Here is an 18586-nt window from a genome sequence, read left to right as displayed (position 1 = left end):
TTGTCAAAATTTTTTGATTTTTAACTGCTTTGATTTGAAATTGGCTTAAGTTTTGGGGGAAAATTTGCTATTATAAGAATAAGAATAAATTTTATTGTTCATCATTTTAGCACGCCAAGCGCCGTTTGGGGCGTTTTTGTGCTTGATAGGATTTGATATGTTAGACCCTAAATTTTTGCGTGGTAACCTAGAAGAGCTAAAAGCCAAGCTTGCGGTGCGTGGTTATGATTTGGATGTGGCATTTTGGCAGGAAGTTGAAAATCAGCGTAAATCTATCCAAGTAAAGACCGAAGCATTACAAGCCAAAAAAAATGCAGGTGCCAAAAAGGTCGGTGAGCTCAAACGACATGGTGAAGACACAAGTGAGCTGATGAACCAAATGCAATTGGTCAGTGAAGCCATGAAGGCTGCCGAAAATGAGCTAAAAGAACTACAAAACACCATCACAACCGCCGCACTACAAATCCCAAATCTGCCCGATGATAGTGTGCCTGTGGGCAGTGATGAAACTGATAATGTTGAAGTGCGTCGCTGGGGCGTGCCTCGTAAGTTTGATTTTGCAATCAAAGACCACACCGATATTGGTGAAAGCTTAGGTCAGCTTGATTTTGAGTTGGCAGCTAAATTGACAGGTGCTCGTTTTAGTGTTTTAAAAGGTCATCTTGCTAAGCTCAATCGTGCGTTGGTGCAATTTATGCTTGACACGCATACCCAAAAATATGGCTATACCGAGATGTATGTACCTTATATGGTTAATTCTGATAGTTTACAAGGTACAGGACAGTTGCCTAAATTTGAAGAAGATTTGTTTAAGCTTCGTGGCGAAAAAGAATATTATTTAATTCCAACATCAGAAGTGCCACTGACCAACAGTGTTCGTGATACCATTCTTAGCCCTAGGGATTTGCCCATCAAACTGACCGCACATACGCCATGTTTTCGTAGTGAGGCAGGCAGTGCAGGGCGTGATACACGAGGGCTGATTCGTCAGCATCAGTTTGAAAAAGTTGAAATGGTGCAAGTAACACGGGCTGATAGCTCAATGCAGGCATTAGAGGATATGACTGCACAGGCAGAATATGTCTTGCAAGCGCTTGAGCTGCCATATCGTGTTATGACACTTTGTACAGGCGATATGGGCTTTAGTGCCGTTAAAACTTACGATATTGAGGTTTGGTTGCCATCTCAAAATATGTATCGTGAAATCTCAAGTTGCTCAAATTGTGGCGATTTTCAGGCACGGCGTATGAGTGCTCGCCTAAAAGATGGCAAACACAGTGAATTGGTGCATACGCTAAATGGTTCGGGTTTGGCAGTTGGACGCACTTTGTTGGCAATTTTAGAAAATCACCAAAATGCTGATGGTACGATCACGATTCCCAAAGCTCTACAGCCTTATATGGGTGGACTTGAAGTGATTGCCTAAGATAAAAGCCGCTTTGATAGCGGCTTTTGAAAGGGTGATTTTAGTATTGCCTTTTTTAGGCATTTAAACAAGGTAAATTAGGCATGATTGCCAAAAATGTACTTGGGTGATTGTCAGTATCTGATGACCAAATTTCAAAGCCCAAAAATACTGAAAATATGATATAATGAAGCAAATTTTGTTAGGAACTTTGCTGATGCCAATCGAACTTAACCAACGCCATAACGCCAATGCTATCCGTATTCTTGCGATGGATGCCGTCCAACAAGCCAACTCAGGTCACCCAGGGGCACCGATGGGTATGGCGGATATCGCAGAAGTGCTATGGCGAGAGTTTTTACGCCATAATCCAAAAAATGCCAAATGGGTAAACCGTGATCGCTTTGTGCTATCTAATGGCCATGGCTCAATGTTATTGTATGCTTTACTGCATTTGACTGGTTATGATTTAAGTATTGATGATCTTAAAAATTTCCGTCAGCTGCATTCAAAAACCGCAGGTCATCCTGAATACGGTTATGCCGATGGTATCGAGACAACCACAGGACCTTTAGGTCAAGGTATTGCTAATGCCGTTGGTTTTGCGTTGGCTGAGAAGACTTTGGCAGCACAGTTTAACAAACCTGACAATGCAATCATTGATCATTTTACCTATGCGTTTTTGGGCGATGGTTGTTTGATGGAAGGTATTAGCCATGAAGCATGCTCACTGGCGGGGACTTTGGGGCTTGGTAAACTGATTGCTTATTATGATGATAATGGCATTTCAATTGATGGCGAGGTTGAAGGTTGGTTTTCTGATGATACTGCCAAACGATTTGAAGCGTATGGCTGGCAGGTATTAAAAATTGATGGTCATGATGCTGATGCCATTCGTGATGCCACCAATCAAGCCAAAGCAGAATCAGCCAAACCGACATTGATTATTTGCAAAACCATTATTGGTTTGGGCTCGCCTAATAAACAAGGTAAAGAAATTAGCCATGGTGCACCTTTGGGCTTAGACGAAATTGCTTTGACACGCACGCAAATGGGCTGGGCGGACACCACGCCTTTTATAATTACCGATGAGCTGTATCGTGCTTGGGATGCCACCGCCAAAGGCAGTACCGATGAAGCAGCTTGGAATAAACAGTTTGCTGAGTATCAAGATAAATATCCTAAGGAAGCTGCTGAGCTTTTACGCCGTTTCAGTGGTGATTTGCCAGAGAACTTTGATCAGCTGGCAGATGAATTTATCCAAACTTGCATCCAAAAAGCAGAAAGTATCGCCACACGCAAAGCCAGCCAAAACGCCATCGCAGCACTTGCACCACACTTACCTGAAATCTTGGGCGGTTCAGCTGACCTTGCAGGTTCAAACCTAACTTTGTGGTCAGGTGCTAAAGGTGTTCAAAAGTACGCCGATGGTAATTATGTTCATTATGGTGTGCGTGAATTTGGCATGACAGCAATTGCCAACGGCGTGGCACTGCATGGCGGATTTATCCCCTACACAGCGACATTTTTAATGTTTATGGAATATGCTCGTAATGCTGTGCGTATGTCATCGCTGATGAAGCAGCGTGTGATCAATGTTTATACTCACGACTCAATTGGTCTGGGTGAAGATGGCCCAACGCACCAGCCTGTCGAGCAGATTGCTAATTTACGCATGACCCCAAATCATTATGTATGGCGTCCTTGCGATACGGTTGAGACAGCAGTGGCATGGAAGATGGCGCTTAAAACAAAAACCGCTCCTTCATCATTGATTTTATCTCGTCAGAATTTGGCATTTCAATCTCGCAGTGATGAGCAAATTCAGAATATCGAAAAAGGCGGATATATTTTAGCACCCGAAAAAGGTACTCTTAAAGCCATCATCATCGCAACAGGTTCTGAAGTTGAGCTTGCGATGCAGGCGTATGAGCAACTAGAAGGCGTGCGTGTGGTTTCTATGCCATGTGCTGAGATTTTTGTTAAGCAGGACAGTGGTTATATCGAAAGTGTGTTACCATCTGATGTTCGTGTGCGTGTTGCTGTTGAGGCGGCAATCACGGATTATTGGTATAAATTTGTTGGCTTAGATGGCAAGGTTGTTGGTATGACGACATTTGGAGAGTCTGCACCTGCCAAGGTATTGTTTGAGCATTTTGGTATCACAACCCAAGCTGTGGTGGATGCGGTAAATTCTTTACTTTAATCGTATCAGATAATAAAAAATCGGGTGATTGTATGACACCCGATTTTTTTATTTTAAGTAATGGTTAAAAATGATGATGGTTAGATTGCTCACATTTATCAGTATCAAAAATTGATGAAATATGCTAAAATTGGGAAAATATGTCCTAATTTTGCAAGGGCGAAATAAGCCACTTTAATCAGCTTGGGGGCTGTATGTCTGATAAAAATCCACAATTTTCACGCATTTTATTAAAACTATCGGGTGAAGCGTTGGCTGGCGGTCGTGATATGGGCATTGATGCTAATATCTTGGATCAAATGAGCCTATCCATTGCACATCTTCGAGGGCTGGGTGTTCAAGTTGGTATTGTTGTTGGTGGTGGCAATTTGTACCGTGGTAGTACGCTACAAAAACAAGGGTTGGTTGGTCGTGTGACAGGTGACCAAATGGGCATGCTCGCAACCGTGATGAATGGTTTGGCGATGCGTGATGCTTTGGTACGCCGAAATATTAAAACTCGCCTAATGTCAGCGATTGCCATTGATACAGTAGTTGAGTCATATTCTAGCCGTGATGCGATACGCCACTTAAATAATGGCGAGGTGTGTATCTTTGTGGCAGGTACGGGTAATCCATTTTTTACCACAGATACCGCAGCGTGCTTGCGTGGCATCGAGATTGAAGCAGGGCTGATTTTAAAAGCCACCAAAGTTGATGGCGTTTATGATAAAGACCCAACAACCGATGATGATGCGGTTAAATTTGACAGTTTGAGTTTTGATGAAGTGCTTGAAAAAAAGCTTGGTGTGATGGATTTAACAGCGATTGCGTTATGCCGAGAGCATAATGTACCGCTACAAGTATTTGATATGAATAAACCAAATGCGCTATTGAATGTGGTTATGGGTGAGGCTGAAGGTACACGAGTTTATCACTAAGCTTAGCATTTATACCTTAATATTCATATAAAATTTATTTATATGAAATATGTGAGATAAAATTGAGTTAAAAATTTAGACAATTGTGATGATTAAGGAAATTTTATGATTAATGAAATTAAAACAGATGGCGAAAGCCGCATGCAAAAATCTATCGAAGCTTTGGAAGCTGCTTTTAGTAAGCTGCGTACGGGTCGAGCCCATCCAGGGATTTTATCAGGCGTGATGGTCAGCTATTATGGTTCTGATACACCGTTAAATCAGGTAGCCAGTATCAATGTAGAAGACAGTCGCACTTTATTGGTGCAGCCATTTGAGCGGTCTATGGTACAAGCTGTTGATAAGGCAATCCGTGAAGCGGATTTGGGTCTAAATCCAATGACCGCTGATGTGATTCGTGTCCCAATGCCTGCTTTGACCGAAGAGACACGCCGTGATATGCAAAAAATTGCTCGCAATGATGCTGAACAAACACGCATTTCTGTGCGTAATATTCGCCGTGATATGCTAAGTGATATTAAAGATTTGCTAAAAGATAAAGAAATATCAGAAGATGATGAACGCCGTGCTGCAGATGACATTCAAAAATTAACGGACAAATTCATCGCAACCATTGATAGTCGCCTAGAGAAAAAAGAAAGCGAACTGATGGAAGTGTGATTGATTATAAAATAGCATGGGTAAGGAGTTTTCTTTATCCATGTTATTCATTTATTTAGATTAGATTTAAAGTTAAATGACGGTAATTGTAAAACCATGACAACCCAAATTTGTGAATCTTTACCCATCATTCCCAAGCACATTGCCATCATTATGGATGGCAATAATCGCTTTGGTAAATCCAAACAGCTGGCAACAGGTGCAGGCCATGTGGCGGGTAAAGATGCACTTGATCCGATTGTTGAGCATTGTTTGGCTTTAGGGGTTGAGGTGCTGACGGTATTTGCCTTTTCAAGTGAAAATTGGGCACGCCCAAAAGATGAGGTGGATCTTTTGATGCGTCTTTTGTCCCAAACGATTTACGAGCAGCTACCACGCATGAATCAGCACCGTATCCGTCTGCGTTTTATCGGTGATAGAAGTCAAATTGATGGCGACTTGGTAAAGCTTATGGCACAGGCAGAAGCCAAGACGGCAGATTTTGATGCGATGACTTTGGTGATTGCTATCAGCTATGGCGGACAATGGGACATTACCAATGCCGCCAAAAAACTTGCCAAACAAGTTGAATTGGGTCACTTATCTGCTGATGATATCGATATACAAATGATAAAAACGCAGCTTGAATTGGCGGATTTACCTTCTGTGGACATGCTGATTCGTACAGGTGGAGAGTACCGCATTTCAAATTTTTTACTTTGGCAGACGGCATATGCTGAATTATTTTTTACGCCCACATTATGGCCTGAATTTGGCTGTGATGAGCTTGATGAGATGATTCGTATTTTTGCTGGTCGTGAGCGTCGATTTGGCATGACAAGCGAACAAATCCAAAAAACCTAAGTGCTGAATTCAACTGATAGTTAAAGCGCTTTAAAATTGATAACTCTTTGCAAGGATGTTTTAGTCATGTGGCAACGAATAAAAACGGCAATAATTTTGGTTTTGATTGTTGGATTTGCGTTATTTGCAAGCTCAATGCCGATTTTTGTGTTGCCACTATTAGCCATTGGGGTTTTGATCGCTGCACATGAATGGACAAAACTCATGCCAAAATGCAGACAGCCTGTACAGTTTATTTTGGCAGTTTTAATCATCACCATGTTATCAGTTGCACTGCCTTGGACTTGGGTATTTTGGTGGGTAGTATCGCTGGGTATTTGGGTAATGGCAACGGCATGGGTGGCACAATACCCCAATAAAGAACGCTGGTATGGTAGGCGGCTGGTGTATATGGGTGCGGTCATTCTCACCGCTGCTATCACCGCCATGTATGGGCTTTGGCAGATGTCGCCTTGGTGGCTGATGTATGTGTTTTTATTGGTATGGTGTGCTGATAGTGGGGCTTATTTTATTGGCAGAAAATTTGGCAAACGAAAAATGGCACCCAATGTATCACCCAATAAAAGTATCGAAGGCTTATGCGGTGGATTGATGGTCTCTGGGGTGGTCACTGTGGCAGTTGGTTATTATTTGCAGCTGTCTGGTATGTCATTGGTATTGTTTTTGATTTTGTCTTGGCTAACTGTACTTGCCAGTATACTGGGCGACTTATTTGAATCTATGCTAAAACGCCGTGCAGGTATTAAAGATTCTGGGACAATTCTACCAGGTCATGGCGGTATTTTGGATCGAATTGATTCGCTACTTTCAGCGATACCGATATTTGCATTGGGTTTTTGGCTATTATTAAAACTTGGTATTTTTACAGAAGTTTGGATAAAAATGTACTTTGCAACCATGCAAGTGCCTTTTTGATGAGCTTGATTGATTAATAAGGTTTATTAATTATATTTATTAATCAAATAAAAAATGTAATTAAAATAAATTTAAGGATAATAATGGCAGATACGCTTCAATCTTTGGCAATACTTGGTGCAACAGGTTCTATCGGTGATAGTACACTGGCAATTATTCGTCAGCATCCCAATCGTTATCGCATTCATGCACTGACAGGATTTTCTCGTGTCGATAAATTATTGGCATTGGCGATGGAATTTCACCCTGTCAAGATTTGCACCTCGCCTGATAATTATGCACAATTAAGCCAAAAAGTTACTGATGCAGGATTGGATACTATCATACTTTCAGGGGATGAAGGTTTGATTGAGATTGCCAGTGATGAAGCGGTAGATACGGTCGTGGCAGCCATTGTTGGTGCGGCAGGTCTGTCGTCTACATTGGCTGCAGCGGGTGCAGGCAAAAGAATTTTATTAGCCAATAAAGAGTCACTTGTGATGGCAGGTGATTTGGTCATCAAAACTGCCAAAAAACACGGTGCAACCATTTTACCAATTGATTCAGAACACAATGCCATTTACCAGTGCTTGCCTGCCGCCATTCAAGCAGATAATACCGCCATTCACCATACATCCTATGGTATCAAAAAACTGTGGCTAACAGCTTCTGGTGGCAGCTTTTTGGATAAGTCAATCAAACAAATGCAAAATGCCAGTGTCAAAGAAGCGGTAAATCACCCCAATTGGTCAATGGGTCAAAAAATCTCCATTGATTCTGCTACGATGATGAATAAAGGGCTTGAGCTGATTGAAGCTTGTCATTTATTTGACCTAAAAGAGCATCAAATTCAAGTGGTGATTCACCCAAATAGCGTTGTACATTCTTTGGTGGAATATGTTGATGGCAGTTTTTTGGCACAGTTAGGTACGCCTGATATGAAAACGCCCATTGCACATGCATTGGCATATCCTGAGCGTATCAAATCAGGCGTCATGCCTTTAGACTTGTATCAGCTTGGCAGTCTTAAATTTTTGGCACCAGATTTGGATAAATTTGCCTGCCTAAAATTAGCACGATATGCCGCAAGATTGGGCACGGGGGCATGTATTGCACTAAATACCGCCAACGAAATTGCGGTAGAGGCTTTTTTAGCAGAAAAAATTTGCCTCACAGATATTGCTGTGATTGTTAAGGCTTGTCTAGATGATAAGACAATTGCCCAAGATTATTCACAGGATTTTGGTGATGAAGTGTTAGGGCTTGAGCGGATATTGACGATGGATAAAAAGGTTCGTAAGATTGCCACGGCTAAGATAAAGTTACTTAAACAAGGTGATGTGTTATGACGGCATTATATATGTTTCTTGCCGCTGTTTGTATACTCGGGCCTTTGGTTGCTTTACATGAGTTTGGGCATTATATCGTTGCTCGTTTATGTGGGGTTAAGGTACAAACATATTCAATTGGTTTTGGGCCAAAACTGCTTGCTTGGACTTCTAAACGCTCAGGTATACGCTACCAAATTGCCGCCATTCCTTTGGGTGGCTATGTTAAAATGCTGGACAGTCGTCAAGAATCTGTCGCAGATGAATTAAAGTCAGTTGCGTTTAATCATCAGCACCCTTTAAAAAAAATTGCCATCGTTGCAGCTGGCCCTGTCATGAATTTTTTGATTGCCATTGGGTTATTTTGGGTGCTATTTTTATTGCCCAGTGAGCAGCTTAACACCCGAATTGGTGAAATTATTGACAATTCACCTGCTGCTACCAGCGGCTTGGTGGTTGGTGATAAAATTATCAGTATCGATTCAAAATCAGTCAATACTTGGCAGCAGACCGCCTACGCATTGGCATCTAAAATGGGTGAAAGTACCACCATTCACATTGGTGTCAATCGTGATGGGCAAGTACTTCAAAAAACTGCCAAGGTTTTACATTTTATGCAGACCAAAGACAGTCGTCAGCCTAATGATCCTTTAAGTAGTTTGGGTATTTTGCCTTATCAACCCATCATCTCACCTGTGGTCGGCGAGGTGCTTTCTGACGGTGCTGGTGCGTTGATGGGTCTAAAAACTGGTGATGTCTTCACTGCTATTCATGGTGAACCAATCAATGATTGGCTAAGTGCCACCAAGATTATTCAGGCAAATCCAGAAACCATGCTTGATGTGACAGTCATGCGTCAAGGTAAGCAGGTTGATTTAAAATTAATGCCCCGTGGTGTAAAGACACAAAACGGCGTAGTCGGTCAACTGGGTATTCGCCCCCAGATTGATACCGATACGCTCATTCCTGATGAATATCGTATGACGATTCAATATGATGTCGGTGAGGCATTTACTCAAGCCATCCGACGAACTTATGATTTATCAATAATGACCTTAGATGCGATGGGTAAGATGATTACAGGATTGATTGGCATTGAAAATCTATCAGGTCCCATTGCCATTGCCGATGTTTCTAAGACCAGTTTTGAGTTGGGATTTCAAGAAGTGTTATCGACAGCCGCAATCATCAGTTTAAGCTTGGCAGTACTGAATCTTTTACCCATTCCAGTGTTAGATGGCGGGCATTTGGTATTTTATACTTATGAATGGATTATGGGCAAATCTATGAATGAAGCGGTGCAGATGGCAGCATTTAAAGCGGGTGCGTTATTGCTTTTTTGTTTCATGTTACTTGCAATCAGTAACGATATCATGCGATTTTTTGGCTAAGTTCTGATTTATCGTACCATTAACAAAATTTTTGGCTTTTTTAAGCTGAAATACTTGCCAAATTTAACTTTTTGGCTTACCTTTACACAATATAAATTTGGGTGTAGAAAATTTTGGATACATTTTTATACCTTATTTTTAGAAATTTTAAAAATTAAGTTTGGATAGACTTATGCGTAATTCATATTTTAAAGGTTTTCAGGTCAGTGCAATGACAATGGCTGTCATGATGGTAATGTCAACTCATGCCCAAGCGGCGGATTTTGTGGCAAATGACATTGCCATCACAGGACTACAGCGAGTGACCATTGAAAGCTTGCAAAGCGTGCTGCCGTTTCGCTTGGGTCAAGTGGTGAGCGAAGCACAGTTGGCTGATGGTGTCAAAGCACTTTATGCAACAGGCAATTTTTCAGATGTGCAAGTCTATCATCAAGAAGGGCGTATCATCTATCAGGTAACCGAAAGGCCGTTAATCGCTGAGATTAATTTTGAGGGCAATCGCTTAATTCCAAAAGAAGGTCTACAAGAAGGGCTAAAAAATGCTGGCTTAGCTGTGGGTCAACCACTAAAACAAGCCACAGTACAGATGATTGAAACCGAGCTTACCAATCAATATATATCACAAGGCTATTATAATACCGAAATTACTGTCAAACAGACGATGCTTGATGGTAATCGTGTTAAGCTTGATATGACCTTTGCTGAAGGTAAACCTGCACGGGTGGTTGATATTAATATCATTGGCAATCAGCATTTTAGCGATGCAGATTTGATTGATGTGCTTGCGATTAAGGATAATAAAATCAATCCACTGTCTAAAGCTGACCGTTATACTCAAGAAAAGCTGGTGACCAGTTTAGAGAATTTGCGTGCTAAATATCTCAATGCAGGGTTTGTGCGTTTTGAGATTAAAGATGCTAAGCTTAATATTAATGAAGATAAAAACCGTATCTTTGTTGAGATTTCATTGCATGAAGGTGAGCAATATCGCTTTGGACAGACACAGTTTTTGGGTAATTTAACTTATACTCAAGCAGAACTTGAGGCACTGCTTAAATTCAAAGCAGAAGAAGGGTTTTCACAAGCCATGCTTGAGCAAACAACAAACAATATCAGTACCAAATTTGGTGACGATGGCTATTATTATGCTCAAATCCGTCCTGTAACACGCATTAATGATGAAAGTCGTACGGTTGATGTGGAATATTATATTGACCCTGTACGCCCTGTCTATGTACGCCGTATTAATTTTACAGGTAACTTTAAGACCCAAGATGAAGTACTCCGTCGTGAGATGCGACAACTTGAAGGTGCGTTGGCATCTAATCAAAAAATCCAGCTGTCTCGTGCACGCTTGATGCGGACTGGGTTTTTTAAACATGTTACCGTTGATACTCGTCCAGTACCCAACTCACCTGATCAGGTTGATGTAAATTTTGTGGTTGAAGAACAACCTTCAGGATCATCAACCATCGCAGCAGGCTACTCTCAAAGTGGTGGTGTAACTTTTCAATTTGATGTTTCTCAAAATAACTTTATGGGTACAGGTAAGCACGTCAATGCTTCGTTTTCTCGCTCTGAGACCCGTGAGGTGTATAGTTTGGGTATGACCAACCCATACTTTACCGTAAATGGCGTCTCGCAAAGCTTGAGTGGCTACTATCGTAAAACCAAGTATGATAACAAGAACATTAGTAATTATGTACTTGATTCTTATGGTGGCTCATTAAGCTATGGATATCCAATTGATGAAAATCAACGCATAAGCTTTGGTCTGAATGCTGACAATACCAAGCTTCATGGCGGTCGTTTTATGGGCATTAGTAATGTCAAGCAGCTGATGGCAGATGGTGGCAAAATTCAAGTGGATAATAATGGTATTCCTGATTTTAAGCATGATTACACAACCTACAATGCCATTTTGGGGTGGAATTATTCAAGTCTAGATCGCCCTGTATTTCCAACCCAAGGCATGAGTCATTCTGTAGATTTGACGGTTGGTTTTGGTGATAAAACTCATCAAAAAGTGGTTTATCAAGGCAATATCTATCGCCCATTTATCAAAAAATCAGTCTTGCGTGGTTACGCCAAGTTAGGCTATGGCAATAATTTACCATTTTATGAAAATTTCTATGCAGGCGGCTATGGTTCGGTTCGTGGCTATGATCAATCCTCTTTGGGTCCACGCTCACAAGCCTATTTGACAGCTCGTCGTGGTCAACAAACCACACTAGGGGAGGTTGTTGGTGGTAATGCTTTGGCAACTTTCGGCAGTGAGCTGATTTTACCTTTGCCATTTAAAGGTGATTGGATAGATCAGGTGCGTCCAGTGATATTCATTGAGGGCGGTCAAGTTTTTGATACAACAGGTATGGATAAACAAACCATTGATTTAACCCAATTTAAAGACCCACAAGCAACAGCTGAACAAAATGCAAAAGCAGCCAATCGCCCGCTACTAACCCAAGATAAACAGTTGCGTTATAGTGCTGGTGTTGGTGCAACTTGGTATACGCCCATTGGTCCTTTATCTATTAGCTATGCCAAGCCATTGAATAAAAAACAAAATGATCAGACCGATACGGTACAGTTCCAGATTGGTAGTGTCTTTTAATGCCAAGTCTTCATGAAATGATGACTGCCATCGAAAAATATCAGAGCGTGCTTAATAAAGATGATATTGATGGCAGTATTAAGATAACAGGCGTGGCAAATTTATCGGCAGCCACCAAGCATCAAGTTGCTTTTTTGGCAAAAGCAAAATATTTGGATGAACTCAATCAAACAAACGCAGGGGTTGTGTTATTATCTGAACAATTCATCAATGAAGCACGGACGATTAACCCTAAGTGTTTGTATGTATTGGTCAAAGATGCTTATTTGGCCTATGCATGCGTTAGTACATTATTCACCCCTTCATGCGTGACAGGCATTCACCGCACGGCAATCGTTGCAGATTCAGCTGTTATTGGTAATCAAGTTAGTATTGGTGCAAACGCCGTCATTGGTGAAAAAGTGGTTTTGGCTGATGGCGTTGTGGTGGGTGCAGGTGTGATTATCGGTGAGCGTACCCAAATCGGTGCAGGCAGTCAAATTGATGCTGCTACCGTTATTCATCATGATTGTATCATTGGCGAGCAAACACGCATTCATAGCCATGCAAACATTGGATCAGAAGGGTTTGGTTTTGCTCCTGTGGCAACGAAAGATGGACGACAGTGGCAGCGTATTGCACAACTGGGGCGAGTAATTATTGGTAATCATGTGCGTATTGGTAGCCATACCTGTATTGATCGTGGTGCGGTGGATGATACTGTCATTAGTGATGATGTGATTATTGATAATTTGGTACAAATTGCTCATAATGTTCACATTGGTTGTGGTACAGCCATTGCCGCCAACTGTGGTATTGCAGGTAGCACCAAAATCGGTAAAAATTGCCTGATTGGTGGTGCGGTGGGTATCAGCGGGCATTTGACAATCACTGATGATGTTACCATTACCAGTATGAGTATGGTCATTGCAAATATCCAAAAATCAGGAAGTTACTCTTCTGGTACTGTTGCTATGCCTTCTTTAAAGTGGCGGCGTGCAGCAGCAAGATTTCGTCAAATGGGCGAAAAATAACCCAAAGTTTGATTGGTTACTAAGCTAGGTGTGTTCATTTTGTTGATTGATTGAATTGGGTATGAGTAAATAAAAAATAATCTTTTATCCGTTTATTCATAAGGAAATTTATGTCTGTTTCAAACATTGATTTTGATTTATTAGAGGCTGCTGATATTCAAGCATTAAGTGATCGTGGTGTCACATTACCACTACACTATAACCAAATTAAGCATTATTTGCCGCATCGCTATCCATTCATGCTGATTGACCGAGTGACCGCTTGTAAACCCAATGAGTGGATCACAGGATATAAAAATATCAGTATTAATGAAGAGTTATTTAACGGTCATTTTCCAGATAATCCAATCATGCCAGGCGTACTACAAGTTGAAGCAATGGCACAGCTATCGGGTATTTTAGGTTTCATCAGTGCAGGGCAGACCGCTGATGATGGTTATCTATACTTGTTTGCAGGTGTGGATAAAGTTCGTTTTAAAAAAGTCGTTAGCTCAGGCGATCAGTTGGTTATTCGCTCAAAGGTTTTGATGAATAAACGAGATATTTATAAATTTGAGTGTACTGCCCATGTTGATGGTCAATTAACTTGCAGTGCTGAAATTATGATTGCTCGCCAAAAGGTGGATGGCGTCAAATGATTAAAATTTTACAATCATTTGAGATAAATTTTAAGAGGTAACCATGACGATTCACCCCACAGCGATTATTGATAAATCTGCGACGATAGCGGATTCGGCGGTCATCGGTCCTTATTGTATCGTTGGTAAAAATAGCCAAATTGGTGCACATACGGTATTACGCAGTCATGTTATCATTGGTGAAAACACCAAAATTGGTGTGCATAATGAGATTTATCAATTTGCAAGTATTGGCGAAAATCCACAAGATCTAAAATACGCAGGCGAGCCGACTTACCTTGAAATTGGAAATTATAATCGCATTCGTGAAGCTTGTACCATTCACCGAGGTACGGTTCAAGATCGTGGTATCACACGCATCGGTAATCAAAATCTGCTGATGGTTAATGTGCATATCGCTCATGATTGCGTTGTGGGTGATGACAATGTTTTGGCGAATAATGTGGGCGTTGCTGGCCATGCACATATTGGTAATCATGTGATTATTGGTGGTCAGTCTGGTGTGCATCAGTTTTGTCGTATCGATGATTATAGTATGGTAGGTGGTGCAAGCTTGATTGTCAAAGATGTTGCGGCGTATGTTATGGCATCTGGTAATCCTGCCAAAGCACATGGTCTAAATAAAGAGGGTATGCGTCGAAAAGGGTGGTCGAAAGATACCATTAAAGCACTTGATGAAGCGTATCGGTTGGTATTTCGTTCAGGGTTATTGCGTGATGAAGCGTTAGATGAACTGACAAAACTGGTTGAAAAAGAACCAAAAATTCAATTACTCATTGATTCAATCAACAACAGTAAGCGTGGTTTGGTTCGATAAATCAAAAAAAGACGAATATTTATTGATTTTTTTATTAACGATTTAGATGATGTTAATTTATTTAAATCATTGACTGTATGTGTCAAACCTGTAACGACTTGTTGCAGGTTTTTTAATATTGATTATCAGATTTGTTTGACTTTTTTATTAAGTTCATACAAACTATGGTCGTGGTTTTTGATTCAAAGATGGTTTGATACCATCGGCTTATCTTAATTGATAGGAATAAAACACAACAATAAAAAAGGTGTGGTGATTTGGATTGATGAGCTTTATGCGTTCAGATTTTATGGAATCACTGTTATAAAATTAGAAAAATCATTTGCAATCGATGATGACAACTCATCAAAAGCGGAGATAAATTTTAAGGAGAGCTTATATGTCGGCGCAACGAGAAAGTTGGTCAGCACGCTCTGGCTTTATTTTGGCAGCCATCGGATCGGCTGTTGGTTTGGGGAATATTTGGCGTTTTCCCTATGTTTCTTATGAAAATGGTGGCGGTGCATTTTTTTTACCCTATTTGATTGCTTTGGCAACAGCAGGATTTCCTTTGTTGTTTTTAGACTATGTTATGGGTCAAAAATATAAAGGTGCGCCGCCGACAGCTTACCGCCGCTTTATCAAATCAGCGGAAGGTATTGGCTGGTGGCAAGTAGCAGTTTGTACCATTATCGGTATTTATTATGCGTCTGTTCTAAGCTGGGCTGGTAACTACACGCTATTTGCAGTGGGTCAGCAATGGGGTGAGGATACCGAAGGGTTTTTCTTTAATACCTATCTACAAAATGCCAGTGAATTAACCATGGCTTATTCATCTCAGCTATTGATTGGTTTGGTGGTTGTTTGGGTGATGGTATTATTGATTTTATATGGTGGTATCAAAAAGGGTGTTGAGCTATCAAATAAAATTTTCATTCCTTTATTAATAGTGATGTTTGGCGTATTGGTTGCTCGTGCGGTAACGCTACCAGGTGCAACGGTAGGTTTGGATACCTTTTTTGCGCCTAATTGGGAAAAAATGGCAGACCCTAAGGTTTGGTTGGCTGCTTATGGGCATGTGTTTTTCTCGATGTCAATTGGTTTTGGTATCATGGTGACTTACGCATCTTATCTAAAACGCAATGCCAATCTAACGGGGTCTGGTTTGGTGGTTGGTTTTGCCAACTCATCGTTTGAGCTTTTGGCAGGTATTGGCATTTTCTCTGTTTTGGGATTTATGGCGCAGGCATCAGGCGTACCAGTTTCTGAAGTGGTTTCAGGTGGTATTGGTTTGGCTTTCATCGCATTTCCAAAAATCATCTCAACCATGGGCGATGCTGGCAACTTGGTAGGTATTTTATTTTTTGGTTCTTTATTTATTGCTGGCGTAACTTCAATGGTGTCAATCCTACAAGTGCCCATTTCAGCCGTTCAGGATAAATTTGGCTGGTCAAAAAATCAATCAGTTACTGTGATAGGTTTAGGTTCAGCCATCATTTCGATTGCATTATTTGGCTCTCAAAATGCCATTACATTTGTGGATGTGATTGATAATTTTGTGAATAATATTGGTATTGTTTTTGGTGCGATTTTATCTATCATTTGGGTAACTTGGTTTAATCGCAATAAACTGCGTGGATTGATTAATCATATCAATGCCATCTCAAGTGTGAAAGTGGGTGCGATTTGGTCATTCATGCTGACGATTGTAACGCCGATTGCTTTGATTGTTACTTTGGGCTTGACGCTTAAATCCTTATTAACCGAAGGTTATGGCGGTTATCCAGCTAATGTACAGCTCATCTTTGGCTGGGGAGTGATTATTATCTGTGCAATTTTGGCACTGATATTACCACGAATCAACGGCCATTCATCTCATGAAAAATAATAAGGAGTTTTTATAATGGGAACTTTAGCGTTGACAGTGATGATAATTGCCATGGTGGCAATTTGGGGTGGTTTGATCATCTCTGCACTACATCTTAGCAAACACCCTGATATTGATATGGACAAAGTACCATCTCATCATTGATTCTGTATGAATCTAACAAACACACCAAGTCGCTGATTTGGTGTGTTTTTATTTGATTGTTTGTTTTTAAAAATGGCTTAGCGTTTAGTTATACATGGTATTTATTGGGAATATTGGCTATAATAATTCAAGTTTCACACTGATAACGCCCATGGATGGGCTATGTTGATTGATGTCATCAAAATATAAAGCTGTTTTTTGGGAGAATGACAGCTTTTATTATATTTAGGGGACTTTGGTATGATTACCGAGCATTTGGTTGATATATCACGCCTACAGTTTGCAACAACAGCATTATTTCATTTTTTATTTGTGCCATTAACACTTGGGATGACTTGGCTTTTGGTCATCATGGAGGCTGTTTATTTAATCACAGGTAAACAAATCTGGAAAGATATGACTCGTTTTTGGGGCAAATTATTTGGAATTAACTTTGTGCTTGGGGTTACCACAGGCATCACAATGGAATTTCAATTTGGTACCAACTGGGCATATTACTCACATTATGTGGGCGATGTATTTGGTGCGCCACTGGCTATTGAAGGGTTGATGGCATTTTTTCTTGAATCTACCATGGTTGGGCTATTTTTCTTTGGCTGGGATAAAATGTCACGGTTACAACATTTTACAACCACCTTATTGATGGCTTTGGGTACCAGCTTATCGGCATTGTGGATTTTGGTGGCAAATGGTTGGATGCAAAACCCTGTCGGTGCTGAATTTAATTATGACACCATGCGCATGGAGATGGTCAGTTTTGCTGAAATTTTCTTAAACCCTGATGCCCAAAATAAATTTGTACATACCGTATCAGCAGGCTATGTGACGGGTGCGTCATTTGTTCTTGGTATTTCAGCATGGTATTTGCTCAAAGGGCGTGATGTTGCTCTTGCAAAAAGAAGCTTTCATGTCGCCGCTGCATTTGGTTTTGCGGCAATATGCAGCGCCATTGTTTTGGGTGATGAATCTGGCTACTCAATTGGGCAAGCTCAACAAACCAAACTTGCAACCATGGAGGCAATGTGGGAAACAGAGCCAGCACCAGCAGGCTTTAATCTCATTGCAGATATCAATGAAGCAGAACAAAAAAATAACTGGTCTTTGCATATCCCTTATGTCATGGGCGTGATTGGAACTCGGTCAATAGATACTGAGATTTTGGGTATTCAAGATATTAAAAAACTCAATGCTGACCGTATCATCAATGGTGTGACTGCTGTTAGTGCGCTTGATTTGATGCGTCAAAATAAGCTAAATGGTATAAAAAATCCGCAAGCACTGATTGATATTTTTGAAGAACATAAAAAAGATCTGGGTTTTGGGCTACTGTTAAAAAAATATACAGATGATATGGCTAAGATTACGCCACAGATGCTTTCAAAAGCGGTTGATGATAGCATACCAAGGGTAACCCCAATGTTTTGGTCATTTCGCCTGATGGTGGGTATGGGCGTATTAATGCTTATCTTGTATGGGCTGTGTTTATTTTTTAGTCTAAAAGGCAGCTTTATCCATAAACCTTGGCTGCTTAAATTTGCCATGATTATGATTCCTGCACCTTGGATTGCCATAGAAGCAGGGTGGTTTGTCGCAGAATATGGTCGTCAGCCATGGACGGTATATGGCATTTTACCCACGCATTTATCTGTTTCAAACATTGATGCTGGGCATGTGATATTATCTTTGGCTGGGTTTGTACTTTTTTATACAATACTGGGGATTGTTGAAGTATTTTTGATGGTCAAGTATGTACGCCTTGGTCCTGCCAGTCTTGGTACGGGTAGATATGATGGTGAAAAGACCCAAGTACATTTGATTTGCCCATCTGATGAACAGGGGGTGTAAT

General features: G+C 40.8%; 15 protein-coding genes. All 15 read left to right on the top strand.

Annotated features, from left to right (window positions below; all coding sequences use genetic code 11):
* Nucleotides 1–157: 157 nt before the first annotated feature.
* Nucleotides 158–1426 carry a serine--tRNA ligase gene (gene serS / locus HMPREF2573_RS05010; protein ID WP_070472776.1) on the top strand — a complete coding sequence of 423 codons (1269 nt, stop codon included), beginning with the start codon at nucleotides 158–160 and terminating at the stop codon, nucleotides 1424–1426.
* 196 nt (nucleotides 1427–1622) lie between these two features.
* Nucleotides 1623–3611 carry a transketolase gene (gene tkt / locus HMPREF2573_RS05005; RefSeq protein WP_070472846.1) on the top strand — a complete coding sequence of 663 codons (1989 nt, stop codon included), beginning with the start codon at nucleotides 1623–1625 and terminating at the stop codon, nucleotides 3609–3611.
* Nucleotides 3612–3805: 194 nt separating this feature from the next.
* The gene (pyrH, locus tag HMPREF2573_RS05000) at nucleotides 3806–4531 is read left to right on the top strand and encodes a UMP kinase (RefSeq protein ID WP_003659214.1); all 726 of its coding nucleotides are present in this window, start codon (nucleotides 3806–3808) and stop codon (nucleotides 4529–4531) included.
* A gap of 105 nt (nucleotides 4532–4636) precedes the next feature.
* Nucleotides 4637–5191 carry a ribosome recycling factor gene (gene frr / locus HMPREF2573_RS04995; protein WP_003659215.1) on the top strand — a complete coding sequence of 185 codons (555 nt, stop codon included), beginning with the start codon at nucleotides 4637–4639 and terminating at the stop codon, nucleotides 5189–5191.
* A gap of 96 nt (nucleotides 5192–5287) precedes the next feature.
* Entirely contained in the window at nucleotides 5288–6034 is a 747-nt protein-coding gene (gene uppS, locus HMPREF2573_RS04990) for a polyprenyl diphosphate synthase (protein WP_003663268.1), read from the top strand.
* 66 nt (nucleotides 6035–6100) lie between these two features.
* Nucleotides 6101–6949 carry a phosphatidate cytidylyltransferase gene (locus HMPREF2573_RS04985; protein WP_070472774.1) on the top strand — a complete coding sequence of 283 codons (849 nt, stop codon included), beginning with the start codon at nucleotides 6101–6103 and terminating at the stop codon, nucleotides 6947–6949.
* A gap of 83 nt (nucleotides 6950–7032) precedes the next feature.
* Complete coding sequence (gene dxr, locus HMPREF2573_RS04980; RefSeq protein WP_003659218.1) at nucleotides 7033–8277, top strand: 1-deoxy-D-xylulose-5-phosphate reductoisomerase; 1245 nt, start codon at nucleotides 7033–7035, stop codon at nucleotides 8275–8277.
* Complete coding sequence (gene rseP, locus HMPREF2573_RS04975; RefSeq protein ID WP_003660702.1) at nucleotides 8274–9647, top strand: RIP metalloprotease RseP; 1374 nt, start codon at nucleotides 8274–8276, stop codon at nucleotides 9645–9647. Before dxr ends, rseP begins: the two co-directional genes overlap by 4 nt.
* Nucleotides 9648–9819: 172 nt before the next feature.
* On the top strand, nucleotides 9820–12261 hold the full coding sequence (gene bamA / locus HMPREF2573_RS04970; protein ID WP_003659220.1) for an outer membrane protein assembly factor BamA: 2442 nt from the start codon (nucleotides 9820–9822) through the stop codon (nucleotides 12259–12261).
* Entirely contained in the window at nucleotides 12261–13274 is a 1014-nt protein-coding gene (lpxD, locus tag HMPREF2573_RS04965; RefSeq protein WP_003660699.1) for a UDP-3-O-(3-hydroxymyristoyl)glucosamine N-acyltransferase, read from the top strand. The genes bamA and lpxD overlap by 1 nt, the downstream gene beginning before the upstream one ends.
* Before the next feature lie 110 nt (nucleotides 13275–13384).
* The gene (fabZ, locus tag HMPREF2573_RS04960; RefSeq protein ID WP_003669183.1) at nucleotides 13385–13912 is read left to right on the top strand and encodes a 3-hydroxyacyl-ACP dehydratase FabZ; all 528 of its coding nucleotides are present in this window, start codon (nucleotides 13385–13387) and stop codon (nucleotides 13910–13912) included.
* A 43-nt stretch (nucleotides 13913–13955) separates the two neighbouring features.
* Entirely contained in the window at nucleotides 13956–14729 is a 774-nt protein-coding gene (lpxA, locus tag HMPREF2573_RS04955; RefSeq protein WP_003667777.1) for an acyl-ACP--UDP-N-acetylglucosamine O-acyltransferase, read from the top strand.
* A gap of 379 nt (nucleotides 14730–15108) precedes the next feature.
* Nucleotides 15109–16596 carry a sodium-dependent transporter gene (locus HMPREF2573_RS04950; protein WP_003659224.1) on the top strand — a complete coding sequence of 496 codons (1488 nt, stop codon included), beginning with the start codon at nucleotides 15109–15111 and terminating at the stop codon, nucleotides 16594–16596.
* A gap of 15 nt (nucleotides 16597–16611) precedes the next feature.
* Entirely contained in the window at nucleotides 16612–16740 is a 129-nt protein-coding gene (locus tag HMPREF2573_RS09060) for a methionine/alanine import family NSS transporter small subunit (RefSeq protein WP_003659225.1), read from the top strand.
* 240 nt (nucleotides 16741–16980) lie between these two features.
* Nucleotides 16981–18585: a cytochrome ubiquinol oxidase subunit I gene (locus tag HMPREF2573_RS04945; protein WP_003659226.1), complete on the top strand. Its 1605-nt coding sequence runs from the start codon at nucleotides 16981–16983 to the stop codon at nucleotides 18583–18585.
* The last annotated feature ends 1 nt before the right edge of the window (nucleotide 18586 follow it).

Origin of the sequence: Moraxella sp. HMSC061H09, from assembly GCF_001809255.1 — a bacterium.
GTDB classification, from domain to species: domain Bacteria; phylum Pseudomonadota; class Gammaproteobacteria; order Pseudomonadales; family Moraxellaceae; genus Moraxella; species Moraxella catarrhalis.
The sequence above is the reverse complement of the archived record's forward strand: the minus strand, read 5'-3'. Positions and strand labels throughout refer to the sequence as shown.